The sequence below is a fragment of the Aeromonas sp. 3P genome (assembly GCF_051919745.1).
GTDB classification, from domain to species: domain Bacteria; phylum Pseudomonadota; class Gammaproteobacteria; order Enterobacterales; family Aeromonadaceae; genus Aeromonas; species Aeromonas veronii.
Genome location: NZ_JBQBED010000001.1, coordinates 4,449,221 through 4,465,895, shown reverse-complemented (window position 1 = coordinate 4,465,895; position 16,675 = coordinate 4,449,221). Strand labels below are relative to the sequence as shown.

Annotated in this window: 15 protein-coding genes; 10 read left to right on the top strand and 5 right to left on the bottom strand. The window is 58.4% G+C overall.

The genetic code is table 11. The features are described 5' to 3' along the window. Window positions 1–85 precede the first annotated feature (85 nt). The gene (locus ACTG19_RS20840; RefSeq protein WP_005337701.1) at window positions 86–688 is read right to left on the bottom strand and encodes a peroxiredoxin C; all 603 of its coding nucleotides are present in this window, start codon (window positions 686–688) and stop codon (window positions 86–88) included. 146 nt (window positions 689–834) lie between these two features. On the opposite strand from ACTG19_RS20840, the gene ACTG19_RS20835 reads away from it, so the two are divergent. The 3 genes from ACTG19_RS20835 (at window position 835) to ACTG19_RS20825 (ending at window position 2,872) form a co-directional block, all read left to right on the top strand. After that, entirely contained in the window at window positions 835–1,743 is a 909-nt protein-coding gene (locus ACTG19_RS20835) for a hydrogen peroxide-inducible genes activator (protein ID WP_005337702.1), read from the top strand. Between the two features lie 191 nt (window positions 1,744–1,934). After that, window positions 1,935–2,384 carry a C40 family peptidase gene (locus tag ACTG19_RS20830; RefSeq protein WP_005337703.1) on the top strand — a complete coding sequence of 150 codons (450 nt, stop codon included), beginning with the start codon at window positions 1,935–1,937 and terminating at the stop codon, window positions 2,382–2,384. 311 nt (window positions 2,385–2,695) lie between these two features. Then, a complete protein-coding gene (locus ACTG19_RS20825) occupies window positions 2,696–2,872 on the top strand; it encodes a hypothetical protein (protein WP_005337704.1) in 177 nt (58 codons plus the stop codon). Between the two features lie 147 nt (window positions 2,873–3,019). Here the strand turns inward: ACTG19_RS20825 and dsdC are convergent, their stop codons facing one another. After that, window positions 3,020–3,964 carry a DNA-binding transcriptional regulator DsdC gene (gene dsdC / locus ACTG19_RS20820; RefSeq protein ID WP_439989529.1) on the bottom strand — a complete coding sequence of 315 codons (945 nt, stop codon included), beginning with the start codon at window positions 3,962–3,964 and terminating at the stop codon, window positions 3,020–3,022. Between the two features lie 223 nt (window positions 3,965–4,187). On the opposite strand from dsdC, the gene dsdX reads away from it, so the two are divergent. From dsdX to ACTG19_RS20805, 3 genes are all read left to right on the top strand, one after another. Next, window positions 4,188–5,525, top strand: coding sequence for a D-serine transporter DsdX (gene dsdX / locus ACTG19_RS20815; protein ID WP_113739204.1), 1,338 nt, complete (start codon window positions 4,188–4,190; stop codon window positions 5,523–5,525). A 16-nt stretch (window positions 5,526–5,541) separates the two neighbouring features. After that, complete coding sequence (locus tag ACTG19_RS20810) at window positions 5,542–6,873, top strand: D-serine ammonia-lyase (RefSeq protein ID WP_113739203.1); 1,332 nt, start codon at window positions 5,542–5,544, stop codon at window positions 6,871–6,873. Between the two features lie 308 nt (window positions 6,874–7,181). Next, entirely contained in the window at window positions 7,182–7,358 is a 177-nt protein-coding gene (locus tag ACTG19_RS20805; RefSeq protein ID WP_005337712.1) for a hypothetical protein, read from the top strand. A gap of 72 nt (window positions 7,359–7,430) precedes the next feature. On the opposite strand, the gene icd is transcribed toward ACTG19_RS20805, so the two are convergent. Both icd and ACTG19_RS20795 read right to left on the bottom strand, forming a co-directional pair. Continuing rightward, entirely contained in the window at window positions 7,431–8,684 is a 1,254-nt protein-coding gene (gene icd / locus ACTG19_RS20800; protein WP_113739202.1) for an NADP-dependent isocitrate dehydrogenase, read from the bottom strand. Window positions 8,685–8,840: 156 nt separating this feature from the next. Next, complete coding sequence (locus ACTG19_RS20795) at window positions 8,841–9,716, bottom strand: helix-turn-helix transcriptional regulator (RefSeq protein WP_019446640.1); 876 nt, start codon at window positions 9,714–9,716, stop codon at window positions 8,841–8,843. Window positions 9,717–9,845: 129 nt separating this feature from the next. Between ACTG19_RS20795 and manA the strand changes: the two genes are divergently transcribed. From manA to ACTG19_RS20775, 4 genes are all read left to right on the top strand, one after another. Next, window positions 9,846–11,045 (top strand): mannose-6-phosphate isomerase, class I, encoded by a 1,200-nt coding sequence (gene manA / locus ACTG19_RS20790; RefSeq protein WP_113739200.1) that lies wholly within the window; start codon window positions 9,846–9,848, stop codon window positions 11,043–11,045. 507 nt (window positions 11,046–11,552) lie between these two features. Beyond that, on the top strand, window positions 11,553–13,445 hold the full coding sequence (locus ACTG19_RS20785; protein WP_113739199.1) for a PTS fructose transporter subunit EIIC: 1,893 nt from the start codon (window positions 11,553–11,555) through the stop codon (window positions 13,443–13,445). A gap of 233 nt (window positions 13,446–13,678) precedes the next feature. Further along, complete coding sequence (locus tag ACTG19_RS20780; RefSeq protein WP_064341889.1) at window positions 13,679–14,431, top strand: DNA/RNA non-specific endonuclease; 753 nt, start codon at window positions 13,679–13,681, stop codon at window positions 14,429–14,431. Between the two features lie 321 nt (window positions 14,432–14,752). After that, on the top strand, window positions 14,753–15,856 hold the full coding sequence (locus ACTG19_RS20775; protein WP_064341888.1) for a YdcF family protein: 1,104 nt from the start codon (window positions 14,753–14,755) through the stop codon (window positions 15,854–15,856). 82 nt (window positions 15,857–15,938) lie between these two features. On the opposite strand, the gene ACTG19_RS20770 is transcribed toward ACTG19_RS20775, so the two are convergent. After that, a complete protein-coding gene (locus ACTG19_RS20770) occupies window positions 15,939–16,313 on the bottom strand; it encodes a DUF805 domain-containing protein (RefSeq protein WP_005337730.1) in 375 nt (124 codons plus the stop codon). Between the last annotated feature and the right edge of the window lie 362 nt (window positions 16,314–16,675).

Genomic DNA, 16,675 nt, shown 5'->3' with positions numbered 1-16,675 from the left:
GGCCACTATGTCAGAGGATGGATAAATCTCAGGTATAAAAAAACCGGCGCCAAGACGCCGGTTCTTCAAGGAGAGTGCGACCCGATTACAGGGAGTCAGCATTCTCGGACAGGTACTTGGCAACGCCGTCCGGAGAGGCTTGCATACCTTTTTTGCCTTTTTCCCACTGAGCCGGGCACACTTCGCCGTGCTCTTCGTGGAATTGCAGGGCATCGACCATGCGCAGCATCTCGTCGATGTTGCGGCCCAGCGGCAGATCGTTGACAACCTGGTGACGAACGACACCGTTCTTGTCGATCAGGAAGGAGCCACGGAACGCCACACCGGCTTCCGGATGCTCAACGTCATAGGCTTTGCAGATTTCGTGTTTCACGTCGGCGATCAGCGGGTACTTGACCTGACCGATACCGCCATCTTCCACTTTGGTGTTACGCCATGCATTGTGGGAGAACTGGGAATCGATGGAAACACCAATCACTTCCACGCCACGCTTCTGGAACTCTTCATAACGGTGATCGAAGGCAATCAGCTCGGACGGGCAGACGAAGGTGAAATCGAGCGGATAAAAGAAGACAACGGCAGCTTTGCCTTTGATGTGGGATGACAGGTTGAATGAATCAACGATCTCGCCATTACCCAGAACAGCTGCGGCGGTAAAATCGGGTGCGGGACGGCCTACCAATACCATATTCAATTCCTCTTTATGTGAAGTGAACAATCCGGTGAGGATTGGGCTACCTAGAGCCAAGTCCATCTAATTCAAGCGACAAACTATAGACCCGGTGGTAGATTAGTTAAATCAAATTAAATAGATAGCATTAATCGGGTTTTTCTATGCAACGTTGGCCCAGCCTCAAACAGCTGCAATATCTGGTCGCTCTCGATGAGCACAAGAACTTCAACCGCGCCGCCAAGGCCTGTCATGTCAGCCAGTCGACCCTGAGTACCGGGATCCAGACGCTGGAGGACATGATGAACCTGCAACTGGTGGAGCGGGACCACAAGAGCTTCATTATGACCCCGGTCGGCATGGAAATCGTCGAGCGCGCTCGCAATTTGCTCTCCGATGCGCGGGATCTGATGGAGCTCGGGCAACATCAGGGTGGCGTGATGCAGGGGACGGTACGTCTGGGCTGCATTCCCACCATCGCCCCCTTCTTGCTGAGCAAGCTGCTGAAAGAGTGCAGCAAAACCTATCCTGACCTCGAATTGTTGCTGCGTGAAGACACCACCAGCAATCTGCTCAAGCAGCTGGAACAGGGTCAGCTCGACTTGCTGATCCTCGCCCTGCCCATCGAGATAGGTGGATTTCACTGCAAGACCGTCGGTCAGGATCCGTTCCACATGGTGATGCCCGCCAGCATGGCGGCCGGTCTGCATACCCCGTTCGACTACAAGGAGCTGCCCAACCAGAGCATCTTCCTGCTGGAGCGGGAGCACTGCCTCACCGAGCACGCAGTGAGCGCCTGTCGCCTGCGGGACAAGAGCAAGATCAACCCGTTCGCCGCCACCAGCCTGCACACCCTGGTACAGATGGTGGAAGCGGGTCTTGGCACCACCTTCCTGCCGCAGATGGCCATCGATGCAGGCATTCTTGCCAACTCCGATCTGGTGGCCATCCCGCTGCCGGGAGAGACCTCCTATCGCGAAATCGGGTTGGTCTGGCGCCCCAGCACCACCCGGGTGCAGACCTTCTACAAGCTGGCCGAGCTGCTTAAACCGCTGATCAGCCACAACGAGTGACAACAAACGCCAGCCCTCGGGTTGGCGTTTTTCAGTTCCCCACCACATTTTTCCTCTCGGAGACTAGGTCTGGAGCCAGATCCTTGTTTATGATGGAAAAGTTGTCGCGCCCCCTACCGCCAAAACGATTTGGCAGGATATGGCGTTCGATAAATGTCTCGTTTGGTAGACCTGTCCGTGGAGAGAGCCCGATGTATCGCAAGCTGCTGCTATCCCTGCTGACTCTGCTGCTGGCCGCCTGTTCCAGCACGCCGGAGCCGCCTCCGGCCCCCCGGCAGAGCAGTGCCTTTGATGGCTTCTACCAACAATGGCGCGGTGTTCCCTACCGCATGGGCGGCGCCAGCCGTGCCGGGCTAGACTGCTCCGCCTTCACCCAGCTCGCCTACAGTCAGGTGCTGGGCTTCAACCTGCCAAGAACCACCGAATCTCAGGCCAGCATTGGCAAACCGGTGGATCGCTACCGGCTGCAACACGGGGATCTGGTCTTCTTCAAAACCGGCTGGCAACAGTACCATGTGGGGGTCTACACAGGTGCCGGCGAGTTTATTCACGCCTCCACCAGCAAGGGAGTGATCCGCTCCCGCCTCGACAACGTCTACTGGAACAGTCGCTACTGGCAGGCACGTCGGGTGACCCAGTAGCCGCTCAAACGCCTGCTTGCGGCACAAGTTGCGTGCCGATACTTTCCGTCAATCCCTGTCGCGATGTCGGGACACACAACCCGCGCTTATAACTCAATTGGACCCAAAGCCTGCATATCACACCATTTTGTGATAAGGTGGTGGCCAATTTTTAACACTTTTGCCTTTTTCTCATACGCTCTCTGTCCTGATTGACAACACGCGCGGCGACAACAAGCAGCGCGCGGCGAAAGTGGAGTGTGGCGCAACACTGCCGGACGGGTGTCCCACAGCTGCAGTATCAAGGGTTAAATAGATAAGGAGATCGTGCAATGAAACAGTATCAAAGCTGGCTGGGGCAATACCTGATGAGTCGCCGTGACGGTGACCACGCCATGGCATGCGAGATGGCGAGTTCCATCTGCGAGTTCTGGCAGCAGCAGGGTGATGAAAACGAACTGGACAAGTGGCAGCAGATTTACCAGAACCATCTGGAAAAGACCACCTGATCCCGACCGTTGCCTTGCTGCCAGCCACGGTTGGCAGCAAGGCTATTCCGCTGACACTCTCCCCTATTTCCCGCCATGTTAAACCGCTACCTCCGTTAACTCGCATGTTGCCGCCGCCATTTTGTTCTCTCGCCTGACAACAGCGGCTCATTCCATCTCGGCAGCCATTTCCTGCGCCCAGTCGATAAAGGCCTGGATCTTGGGACACGCCCGGTTGGGCAGGGTCGCCATGTAATAACGCTGCTCGCACTTGACCTCGAGCCCGGGGAAAGGGGCCACCAGCTCGTTGCGTGCCAGTCGCTTGCTCACCAGATTCTTGCGCCCCATGGCGATCCCGGCGTGATTCATAGCGGCGATGATGGCGAGATCCGAGCGATCAAAACCCATGCTCAGCTGGCATGCCTCGAGGCTGACCCCGGCGTGGCGAGCCCAGCAGCTCCATTCGTCGGTATCCGAGTCAAATCCCCATGCCTGCCGATCATGAAGCAGACGGCACAAGGACAAGTTGGCGGGATTACCGACAAGCCTGTGCTGCTCGGCATATGCCGGGCTGCAGACCGGCAGCATGTACTCATCCATCAGCGGGTGGATGGCAAGCCGCTCCGGGCTCTTCTCATCGAAATAGAGGGTCAAATCGATGCCATAACCATGCAGGTTGATGTTCTCGTTGCCGGTGATGATATTGAGCTCGATCTGCGGATGCTGGCGGGAGAAATCAGCCAACCTGGGCACCAGCCAGCACTGGGCGATGGAGGGACGCGAATAGATGGTCAGGGTACCGGAGAGCTCCTGATTCTTGATCTCCAGGATCTCCTGATTGATGAACTCCAGCGAGGATTTGAGCGCCCAGAACACCCGCTGCCCATCCGCCGTCAGTACCACCTTGCGGTGAAAACGCTCAAAGAGCTTGAACCCCAGCTCCTCTTCCAACGCGCTGATCCGGTGACTCACGGCACTGGGACTCAGCGACAATTCATCAGCCGCCATGGCAAAGGATCCGTGGCGGGCGGCCGCCTCGAAGGTGTGCAACTTGGCCAACTGGTAGCCGCTCAACAGCTTGTTGCGCGATATGTAATTATCCCCGTTATACATTCATCCCCCTCTTCGCAAGAGCCGCCGATGATACACCCACAGGCCACTTTCAGGATGAAACCAAAAGACCCAAAGAGTGTGATTTCGATAAATTGTGACCAATGCAGCGCTCTTGCATCACCTCGGCTCACTCAAGTGGTCGATTTCATCATTTGTCAGCCCCGCCTCATTTTCATTCAATAAGCGCATAAACAATCACACACAACAGATGTCGAGGCGCAGTATGAGTTCAGAGGTATGGGTCATCGCTACCTTGCTAAGTAGCATCGTTCTTATCGTGGTCACCATAGTGAAGGGCAAGGTGCATCCTTTCCTTGCCCTGCTGCTGGCTAGCTTCTATGTCGGCACCCTGATGGGGATGGAGCCCCTCAAGATGGTCAGCGCCATGGAAGATGGCATTGGCGGCACGCTAGGCTTTCTCGCCGCCGTCATCGGTCTTGGCACCATACTCGGCAAGATGATGGAGGTGTCAGGGGCGGCGGAGCGCATCGGCCTCGCCCTGCAGAAATGCCGCTGGCTCTCGCCACAGGTCATCATGGTGCTGGTGGGTCTGGTGTGCGGCATCACCCTGTTTGTCGAAGTCGGGGTGGTGCTGCTGATCCCGCTCGCCTTCTCTATCGCCCGCAAGACCAGAACCTCGCTGCTGACCCTGGCCATTCCGCTCTGCACCGCCCTGATGGCCGTGCACTGCATAGTGCCGCCGCACCCGGCAGCCCTCTACGTCACCAATCAGCTGGGGGCTGACGTCGGCTCGGTCATTGTCTATGGCCTCGCGGTCGGGCTGTTTGCCTCGCTGGTGGGCGGCCCGCTGTTCCTCAAGCTGCTGGGTAACCGGCTCCCGTTCAAGGAGGTGCCCGCAGCCTTTGCCGACATCAAGGCCCGCGATGAAGCAACTCTCCCGACCTTAAGCGCCTCGCTCTTTACCGTGCTGCTGCCCATCCTGCTGATGCTGGCCAAGACGGTCGCCGAGCTCAATATGGAGCACGCCAGCCACCTCTACACCGTGCTGGAGTTTATCGGCAACCCCATCACCGCCATGTTTATCGCCGCCTTCACCGCCTACTACGTGCTGGGGATCCGCCAGCAGATGAAGATGGAAGGGCTGCTCAACAAGACCGAGGAGTGCTTCTCTTCCATCGCCAATATCCTGCTCATTATCGGAGCGGGCGGCGCCTTCAACGGCGTACTCAAGGCAAGCGGGCTGGGCGATAGTCTGGCCACCATTCTCTCCCAGCTGGATATGCACCCGATTCTGCTCGCTTGGCTGGTGGCTATCGTGCTGCACGCCGCCGTGGGCTCCGCCACCGTCGCCATGATGGGCGCTACCGCTATCGTCTCCCCCATCATGGTGCACTACCCGGATATCAGCCCGGAGATCATGACCCTGGCCATCGGCTCCGGTGCCATTGGCTGCACCATGGTGACTGACTCTCTGTTCTGGCTGGTCAAGCAGTATTGCGGCGCCACCCTGAACGAAACGCTCAAGTACTACACCACCGCCACCTTGGTCGCCTCCCTGATGGCGCTGGCCGGTACCTTCCTGCTCTCCTTTATCGTGTAACAAGACCGAGAACACTATGAAAAACATCGACGTACAACAGCTCACCGCACAATTTCCACTGGTGCAATCCCTGATCGCGCTTGAGTCAGTCACCTGGTTCAACCCCAACACCACCACTCTGGCTGCCGGTCTGCCCTATGTGGGACTCGATAGCAGCAATGTGGCAGACGCTTCCGCCCGCTTGGCCCGCTTTGCTCCCTACATGTGCGAAGCCTTCCCCGAGACCCGCGCCAGCAACGGTATTCTGGAGTCCGAGATCGCCGCTATTCCGGCGATGCAGGCTACGCTCAACCAGCGCTACGGGGTTGAGGTCACCGGTCGACTGCTGCTGAAAAAAGACAGCCACCTGCCCATCTCAGGCTCCATCAAGGCGCGAGGCGGTATCTACGAGGTGCTGACTCACGCCGAACAGTTGGCGATCAAGGCTGGTCTGCTCTGCGAAGAGGATGACTACCGCAAGCTCTTTAGCGAGGAGTATCGCCAGTTCTTCAGCCAGTACAGCATCGCAGTGGGCTCCACCGGCAACCTCGGCATGTCTATCGGCATCATGAGCGCCAAGCTCGGCTTTACCGTCACCGTCCACATGTCGGCCGATGCGCGGGAGTGGAAGAAGCGCAAGCTGCGTGAACACGGCGTCATCGTGGTCGAATATGCCGAAGATTACGGGGTGGCGGTGGAACAGGGGCGCAAAGAGGCCGAGCGCGATCCCAACTGCTTCTTTATCGACGACGAGAACTCCCGCACCCTGTTCCTCGGCTACTCGGTGGCGGGCGAGCGGGTGAAAAAGCAGTTCGACCAGATGGGTATCAAGGTGGATGCCGACCACCCGCTGTTTGTCTACCTGCCCTGCGGCGTGGGTGGCGGCCCAGGCGGCGTGGCCTTTGGTCTCAAGCTGGCGTTCGGGGATAACGTTCACTGCTTCTTCGCCGAGCCCACTCACTCCCCCTGCATGTTGCTGGGGGTCCACACCGGATTGCACGATGCCATTGCGGTGCAGGATCTGGGCATCGATAACCTCACCGCAGCCGATGGCCTCGCGGTGGGGCGTGCCTCTGGTTTCGTCGGCCGCGCCATGGAGCGGCTGCTGGCGGGCTTCTACACCCTGAGCGATCAGGAGATGTATGACCTGCTGGGACTGCTGGCGCGCGATGAGCAGATCACACTCGAGCCCTCAGCTCTGGCAGGTATGGCCGGCCCGTGGCGGGTGGCTGCCAATCCCGAGTGGCTCACCGGGCGCGGTTTCGATGCCGCAACCATGGCACAGGCCACCCATCTGGTGTGGGCCACCGGCGGCGGCATGGTGCCCGCCGAAGAGATGGCAAAGTACCTGGCCAGCGCCAAGATCTAGGCTGTTTTGCCACATTTATCTGCAAATCAACCCGCCATCACGGCGGGTTTTCTGTTTTGGGAACAAGGGGATGGGGCAGTTCTGTCGCAATCCATGGCGACAATTTCCCCAAGTTGGTCAGTTTGTGCTAAAATGGCGCTCATTTTTTGACATCTCGCGTCACGTTCGCCGCCAGATTGCCCATCGGGCTCTCTGCCCGGGTCGTGACTTTGCACCATCATGCCTGATGATGCTCCCCCCAGGATGAGCCGACAGGCTCCCGTCAAGGTGGGCACCCTCAAGGGCACATGAGATAAGGAGATCGGGTAATGAAACAATATCAAAGCTGGCTGGGAGATTATCTGATGAGCCGACGTGACGGAGATCACGCGATGGCTTCGGAACTTGCCAACACCATCTGCGCCTTCTGGAAGGCCCAGGGTGATGAAGCAGAAACCAGCAAATGGCAGCAACGCTATCAGCAACACGTAGAGCAGGCGCAATAAGCCCCTGCACTCTTTCGCGATAAAAAAACCGGCGCACATGGCGCCGGTTTTGCGTTTCTGGCAAGCAGCAGATTACATCTGGTCGATCATGTCCTGAGCAAACTGGGAGCAGGAGCGCAGGGTGGCCCCTTCCATCAGACGCTCGAAGTCATAGGTGACGGTCTTGTTGCGGATCGCCGCTTCCATCCCCTTGATGATCAGATCGGCCGCTTCGACCCAGCCCATGTGGCGCAGCATCATCTCGGCAGAGAGGATGAGGGAGCCCGGATTAACCTTGTCCTGACCGGCATATTTCGGTGCAGTGCCGTGGGTCGCCTCGAACAGAGCCACACCATCGCCGATGTTGGCACCCGGCGCGATACCGATACCGCCTACCTGAGCGGCCAGCGCGTCGGAGATGTAGTCGCCGTTGAGGTTCATACAGGCGATGACGTCATACTCGGCCGGGCGCAGCAGGATCTGCTGCAGGAAGGCGTCGGCGATGACATCCTTGATGACGATGGTCTTGCCGGTTTTCGGGTTCTTGAAGGAGCACCAGGGGCCGCCGTCGATCAGCTGGGCACCGTACTCGTTCTGGGCCAGAGCATAGCCCCAATCCTTGAAGGCACCTTCGGTGAACTTCATGATGTTGCCCTTGTGCACCAGGGTCACAGAGTCGCGATCGTTGTCGATGGCATACTCGATAGCGGCACGCACCAGACGCTCGGTACCGGCCTTGGACATCGGCTTGATGCCGATCCCGCAGGACTCGGGGAAGCGAATTTTCTTCACGCCCATCTCGTTTTGCAGGAAGGCGATCACCTTGTTCGCTTCGGCACTGTCGGCCTTCCACTCGATGCCGGCGTAGATGTCTTCGGCGTTTTCGCGGAAGATCACCATGTCGGTCAGATCAGGACGTTTCACCGGGCTCGGGGTGCCGTCGTAGTAACGCACCGGGCGCAGGCAGATGTAGAGATCCAGCTCCTGACGCAGGGCTACGTTGAGGGAGCGAATACCGCCACCGACCGGCGTGGTCAGCGGGCCCTTGATGGCCACGCAATATTCACGAATGAAATCCAGGGTTTCGGTCGGCAGCCAGGCACCTTCACCATAGACATGAGTCGACTTCTCGCCGGTATAGATCTCCATCCAGGCGATCTTGCGCTCGCCCTTGTAGGCTTTCTCGACCGCAGCATTCACCACATTCAACATGGCCGGGGTTACATCAACACCGATGCCATCCCCTTCAATAAACGGAATGATCGGATGGTTGGGAACCTGCAGCTTGCCGTTGGCATCGACTGTGATTTTCTGACCCTGGGTCGGGATTACTACTTTGCTTTCCATCGGCATCTCCTAACTTCCGTTTGTTATCAACTTGTTTGTTGCGCGCGGCCATCTTAGCCCATTCATTTTCATAATAAAACGACAAGAAAGCATGTCAGACCAAAGAGGTAGCCACCCGCCAGTGCGCCGTCACCACGCCTCCCCGACCCCGCCCCGTTATCCCTCCAGCTCGCTGGCCGCCGCCTGCGGCTGACTCAGGGAGCGGTACTGGGAAGGGGTCAAACCGGTCTTCTGTTTGAACACCCGGCAGAAGTAGTTCACGTCACTGTAACCGCAGCGACTGGCCACCTCTTCAAGACGAAAGCGGTACTTTTTCAGCATGAATTTGGCCCGATCGATCCGCACCCAGCTGATGTAATCGGCAAGGCGCATATGACCCTGCTCGCGGAACAGGTGGGAGAGATGGCTGGCCGAGACGTTGAAACGATGGGCGATGGAGTCACGGGTGATGGAGCGGTGAAAGTTCTCCTGGATATAGATGCAGATCCCGTGAAAGAGCTCTGCCCCCCGTGGCCGATCCGTGGCGGACTCCAGCAACAGCTGACGGGCACTCGCCAGCAGAGCCTGCAGCAGGTGATCATCGGTGGGGGAGCGACCGGGATCCTCGGTCAGTACGTTCAGCGCCGCCAAAATGTGTTCGATCACATGGCCCGCCCGCGCCATGATGCTGTGCTTTTGCACATCGAAAAAGTCCGGATCTTCACGGCGCTTGCTCACCAGACTGAACCCCAGCTGGCGTTTGCCAAAGAGCAGGCTCAGCACCGAGCAGTCGGTGGTCCAGAGCGGCTTGTTCCAGCCGTTGGGGGGAATATAGAGCGCCTGCCCTGGTAACACGCTGATCTCTCTGACCCCCTCCTCCCTGTCCCAGATCTGGTTGAGATACTCGCCACTAAAGACCAGCTCGAGGCGGGGAAAGTTGACCTGATAGCTGAAACTGGGTGGCACCCCCTGTTCACTGGCAAACCAGATTTGGTCAAATGGAACCTGTTCGCTCAGGGCTCCGTCGAGCAGTTGGCTGAAGATGAGAGACATGGTGATCCTGATCAAGAGAGAGGCAAGCGGTTGCGGCGCGCACGACCGCCCATGTTATAGTCCGGTCCACCGCAGTAATGCCACCCTTTTCTGCACCCGATTTTCTTCAAACTAGACGAGGCGTCCCTTATGAGCAGTAGCGATCTGCCCTCCTTTCTGTTGATGCAAAACCCGATTCAAGGCTATGACTGGGGCAGTCATGACTCCCTCACCACCCTGTTTGGCATCCCCAACCCGCAAGGCAAACCCCAGGCCGAGCTGTGGATGGGCGCCCATCCCAACGGCTGCTCCGAGGTGACGCTGGCGGGCAGTGTGCAAAAGCTCTCTTCGGTGATCGACAGGGCTCCAGCCGCCGCGCTGGGTGAGGCCACCTTCGCCCGTTTTGGCAGCCTGCCGTTCCTGTTCAAGGTGTTGTGTGCCGAGAAGGCTCTCTCCATTCAGGTGCACCCGAGCAAGGCTCAGGCCGAAGCGGGCTTTGCCAAAGAGGAGGCCGCAGGCATCGATATCAAGGCGAGCAATCGCAACTACAAGGACCCGAACCATAAGCCGGAGCTGGTTTTTGCCCTCACCCCCTATCAGGCGATGAACGGTTTTCGCGCTATCCCCGCCATTCTGGCACTGTTCGAGCGGGTCAATCTGGCGGCCATCGCCGATCTGACCGCAGCCCTTGCCGCCAGCCAGAATGAAGCGGGCCTGCAGCACTTCTTCCACCAGCTGCTGGTACTGGAAGGGGCGTGCAAGGAGGAGGCGCTGGAAGGGCTGCTAACCTATGCCGCCGCCCATCAGGATGAGGAGACGTTTGCCCTCATCACCAGTCTGGCGGCCCAGTATCCGGGAGATGTGGGCCTATTCTCGCCGCTGCTGCTCAACGTGGTGACGCTTGAGCCCGGTCAGGCGATGTTCCTCGATGCCTGTACCCCGCACGCCTATGTGCGCGGCACGGGTCTCGAGATCATGGCCAACTCCGACAACGTACTGCGCGCCGGCCTCACCCCCAAATACATCGACGTGGCAGAGCTCTTGGACTGCACCCGCTGTGTCGCCAAGCCGGACGACCAGATCCTGCTGGCCCCCCGCTGTGATGGTGCGGTACAGCACTTCGACGTGCCGGTACCTGACTTCACTTTCAGCGTCTACCCGGCTGGCGAGCATCAGCTCACCACTGCCAGCGCCGAGATCCTCTTTGCCATCGATGACACAGTGACCCTCAAGCAGGGCGAACAGTCACTGCGTTTGGAAAAGGGGCAATCAGCCTTTATTCCTGCAGCGACTGGCAATTATCAACTGCTGGCCGAAGGACGGGTCGCCCGCGCCGGCAACAGCTGCTAACGGGCACATCCTGAGGCTATGCCCCATTCGAATATGCACAAGGGCCATCAATGATGGCCCTTGTTTTTTATCCCCATCCATCCCCTTTCATCTCTTGACAACACGGTTGACCATACTCACAGAGTTATCTCCCTCCCAATTAATGACAATAAAATCACTTGAGGCGCCTGCTATTTGCCAACCAGCTCACACTATTGACCCATAACAAATCACACAAATATCCATTCCATTCATCACAGAAAACCCATCATCGACCTGGACACTAAGATAAGATTTCGCACGAACGAAACAAAAGTAAGTGATTGATACCAAATAATTAAATTAATATTCACATCGAATTCAATCATCACGCCAAAACGAGATGAGAATCACAGCTCATTCTTGCCAGCACAAAAATCCAGTAAACGGCACATTTGTCCGATTTCGGCACCGCGCCAACGGGAGAACAATATCCAGGTCAATTGTTCCCCCCATCATGCGGCTCGGCAACGGAGCCAGGAGTGTAATATGTTACCCACCATGACCAACGGCAGACTCATCTGCCTGGAGTTGAAGGCCACCAGCAAGGAGGCTCTGTTCGACGAGATGGCACAGATGCTGGCGCGCGATGGCGCCGTGTCTGATCAACAGCAATTCGTCAAGGATATCTGGGCCCGCGAACAGCTGGACTGCACCGGCTTCGAGCAGGGTGTCGCCCTGCCCCACGCCAAGAGCAAGGCGGTCAGCCGTCCGGCCATTGCCATCGGTGTCAGCCGTCAGGGTATCGAGTACGGCGCCGAAGATGGCAAGCCGACCCAGCTGATCTTCATGATCGCCTCCCCGGATGGCGGCGCCAACCACCACATCGAAGTGCTGGCCGAACTATCTACCCGTCTGCTGGAGCCGGGCTTTATCGAGCAGATGAAGGCGGCCACTACCGTCGAGCAAGCCCTGACCCTGCTCAAGCAAGGCCCGAAAGCAGAAAAAACGGCGCCAACCGCCAAACCGGCTGCCACTGCTCCGGTTGAACCCACCGATCGCACCTTCAAGGATCGCCTCAACACCATGAAGCAGCACCTGCTGTTTGGTACCTCCCACATGATCCCCTTTATCGTGGCGGGCGGTGTGCTGCTCTCCCTGTCGGTCATGATGAGCGGCAAGGGCGCCGTGCCGGAAGCGGGCTTCCTCAAGGATATGGCGACCATGGGTATCGCCGGCCTGACCCTGTTTACTGCCGTATTGGGCGGCTACATCGCCTACTCGCTGGCTGACAAACCGGGCCTGGCCCCGGGCATGATCGGCTCCTGGATTGCCGTACAGCACTATCAGACCGGTTTTCTCGGCGCCATTCTGGTGGGCTTTATCGCAGGTTTCGTGGTCAATCAGCTCAAACGGATCAAGCTGCCTGACTCCATGACCTCCCTTGGTTCCATCTTCATCTATCCGTTGATCGGTACCTTCCTGGTGTGTGGCATCGTGATGTGGGGGATCGGTGCCCCGATCGCCGCCATGATGGAAGGGATGAACCACTGGCTCTCCAGCATGGCGGGCTCAGGTAAAGTGATGCTGGGTGCCATTCTGGGTGGTATGACCGCCTTCGATATGGGCGGCCCGGTCAACAAGGTTGCAACCCTGTTTGCCCAGACTCAGGTCAACACCCAGCCCTGGCTGATGGGCGGCGTCGGTATCGCCATCTGTGTACCGCCGCTGGGTATGGCACTGGCGACCTTCATGTCTCCGAAGCGTTACAAGAAAGAGGAGCGTGAATCCGGTAAAGCGGCCGCCATCATGGGCATGATCGGTATCAGTGAAGGTGCTATCCCGTTCGCCGCTGCTGACCCCATGCGAGTTATCCCGGCCATCGTCGCAGGCGGCATCGTCGGCAACATCACCGGCTTCATGATGCACAGTATCAACCACGCCCCCTGGGGTGGCTGGATTGTCCTGCCGGTTGTTGAAGGCAAGATGGGCTACATCCTGGGTACCATCCTCGGCGCCCTGACCACTGCCATCATCGTCAACCTGCTGAAAAAGCCGGTGAGCGAAGAAGATGACGTGACCGCCCCCCAAACCAGCTTCGAAGTCATTGAAGCGGAAGGGGAAGCAGACGTACTGGCCATCACTGCTTGCCCGTCTGGCGTTGCCCACACCTTCCTGGCCGCCAAGAGCCTGCAGAAGGCCGCCGCCAAGCAGGGGATCAAGATCAAGGTCGAGACCCAGGGCGCCAACGGCATCATCAACCGCATTACCGCCAAGGATGTCGCCAACGCCCGCTGCGTCATCTTCGCCCACGACGTGGCTATCAAGAACCGCGAGCGCTTCACTGATATCGAAGTCATCGATGTGAAGACCAAGGAGGCGATTCACAATCCGGAAGCACTGCTGGCCCGCACGCTGGGCAACAAGGCAAACGCCGCCTGATAGCAGTCAGACAGCTCATCACAAGGGGCCCATCACGGGCCCCTTTTCGTTGCCTGCCGAGCAACCGCACATCATCCCACCGACCAAGCCACTGATTTAAAACATATTAACTACTCACATCACGGATCTTGGCGAGCCGTCACAGAACGGTGACGTGTAAAAAAACAGCAATTGAAGCGCTGGTCAGATCTCATGTCAAATGGCTCCGCCTACTAAACTGGAGCATCATAAAAATGATAAAAATCAATAAATTGGTTCTAGCTGTTACCCTCACCCTCACTGCCACCCCCTTGCTGGCAGCCCACTGGACGTGTGGCGACCACGTGCGCTTTGGTCTGCCCTCTGAATCGGATCAGAAGCTCTGCCGTGAAGGGTATGCGGTCGGCTACAACTACGACTACAAGGTGGCGGACTGGGTCTCCTACCGGATGACCGCCCAGAGCGCACAGGGCACAGTGCCCCGCAAGGATGCCTTCGCCGAGGACAGGGAGATCCCGGTTGCCTATCGCGCCACCCTCTCCGACTACAAGGGCTCGGGCTACGACCGTGGCCATCAGGCCCCGGCGGGGGACATGAAATCGAACAAGAACACCATGAAAGAGAGCTTCCTGCTGAGCAACATGACACCGCAGATCGGGGTGCTCAACCAGAAGGCGTGGCGCGTGCTGGAGGACAAGGTGAACAAGTGGGCGGTCTCCCGCAAGGATGTGCAGGTGATCACCGGCCCCATCTTTACCGGCTCTGAAGAGTCCATCGGTCAGGGTGTGGCGATCCCGAGCGCCTACTACAAGATCGTGATGGACCCAACCAGACTGCAGGCCATCGCCTTTATCATGCCGCAGGAAGAGGTGCCCATCAGCCAGATCGCCGACTACCGGGTCTCGGTACGCGAGGTGGAGGAGCAGACCCAACTCAACTTCTTCAGCGATATGCCCGAAGAGCAGCAAGAGACGCTGGAAGCCCGCGTCTCCCAGATGTGGAACTGACCGCGAATACTCATCAGTAGATAGATTGAGACGCCATCAGTCTTACATCGCGATAGAGGGAGGGGCCCGCGCCCCTCCCAGCAGGGGGAGTCACGCCCCCCCTGCCCCTTTCAGATGGCTGCTGACCCATTGCGGCCATTTTTGCGGCCACAGGTGTGGCATCGCCCGACGACCCGCCCCGACTCACAGTTTGCCACGCCGTTAACTGGTATATTGCCTCTCTTTGGCACTAACAGACTGAATTGACGCACATTTGCCTTATCCCATCGGCCCGCAAATCGCTGCGCCACGGCGCGATTCAGCCCGACAGAGGACCTTTTGATGAAACAGACCCTTCTTGCCCTCACCCTCGGCGGCCTGCTGGCGCTCTCGCCCCTCGCCCTGCAAGCGGCCGAGAGCTCGATGCAAATGGAGCACGACCTCAATACCCTGGTCAGCAAACGCCAGGCGGTGGACATGTTGCTCGGCGAAGCGCTGCAAATCTACAAGTCGCCTGCCAAGATCTCCCACGCCGGTTTTACCGCCAAGATGCCGAGCAATATGGAGCTGGTGACCGAGCGGCTGCTGGCCGCCTACCAGCTGGAACCCTACCGCACCGACCTGCTCATCTCGGCTGCCAACGCCCAGATCTACAACGGCAACCTGAGCCGCGCCATCACCTTGCTGGAGCAGGCGCAGGCCGTCGCCCCCGATGATCTCGACATCAACAGCTATCTCGCCATCTGGCAGTTGGTGAAGGGTAACAAGGATGCCTCCCGCAGCTATCTGGCGAAAGTGGCGGATCGCAACAGTGGCCGCGCCGCCGATCTGGAGGAGATCATCGCCCGGGTGCAGCGGATCACCGCCGCCCCGCTGCAGACCGAACTGACCGAGGATCAGGTCAAGGCCAGCAGGGAGGGCAAACGCGCCATCGTCACCCTGGGCTACGCCCTCAATCCCGACGGCAGCATGGACAAGATCCTGCTGGGCCGCCTGCAAACCACCCTTGAGCTGGCCAAGGCCGACCCGGAAGCGCTGATCATCCTGACCGGCGGCGTGCCCCAGAACCGCCAGACCGAGGGCAAGCTGATGGCTGACTGGCTGGCCAACCACGGCATCGACCGCAGCCGCCTGATTGAAGAGAACTACGCCACCAGCACGGTGGACAACGCCCTCTACAGCGCCTATGCCCTCGCCCGCCACCAGATTGACTATGCGGTGCTGGTAAGCTCCGCCAGCCATGTGCGCCGCGGTCAGACGGTGCTGGAAATCGCCTGCGACCAGATTGGCCCAGCCAACATCAAGGTGGCGAGCGTCAGCTACCCTGACAAGCCCCTCGAGGAGCTGGCCACCCCGAGCGAGAGCGAGCTGCTCGGCATCTACCGCGACGCCCTGCGCACCTACGGCATGTGGAGCTACCGCTCAGCCCCGCTGATTGAGCGTTGATCGGCCATCAAAACGAAAAAGAGAGGAAGGCGTGATGCCTCCCTCTCTTTTTATTGACCGATGATTGGCCAAGCCGCGCCCGTTAGCTGACGATAAAGCCCTGCGAGGGGGCCGCTTTGGGATCATCACCGAAGCGGTTTGGTCCCTGCTGACCGTTGCAAACCATAAAGTAGATAAGCACCAGGGTGCCGATAATGGGGATAAGCCCGAGCAGTAGCCACCAAGCGCTGCGGTCGGTATCGTGCAGACGACGGGCCGCCACCGCCAGCGATGGCAGCAGCACAGCAAGCGAATAGATGGAGCTTATCAGCTCATTGTCGCCGCCAATCAGCTTGTCCACCATGCCGAGCAACAGCATGACGATGACGTTGCACAGCACGAACATCCAGTATTCGGTGCGACGGGCCCGCCCGCTGAATACCGCATATTGCTTGAGGACCGAGATATACCAGTTCATTGCGCCTCCTGAGTGGCCTTTATGCCTATGAATAAAAAGAGAGTCGATAAAACAAGTAGTTAAGAGCTTAGCGCGATCATCCCCCCGAATCGACAATGATGCCCGAACGCCTCCCAAACTAATCAGCTGCGGCAATGATTGACCGACCGTTCCGGAAGATAATTTGCCCTGCAACAGGGCAAATCACCCCCATCAGCGCATCACTCTCGTCACAAGCAGGAAAATGGTGCTTAATAATCCATTAGCAATCGTATGGACTCAGCGTGAGGATAGCGGTAGATTCGGCGCCCAATCCTGAACAGGATCTGTGTCTCCCTCCCATAATGAATCCACTTATTCATTACTTCTCCTAACACAGGGAT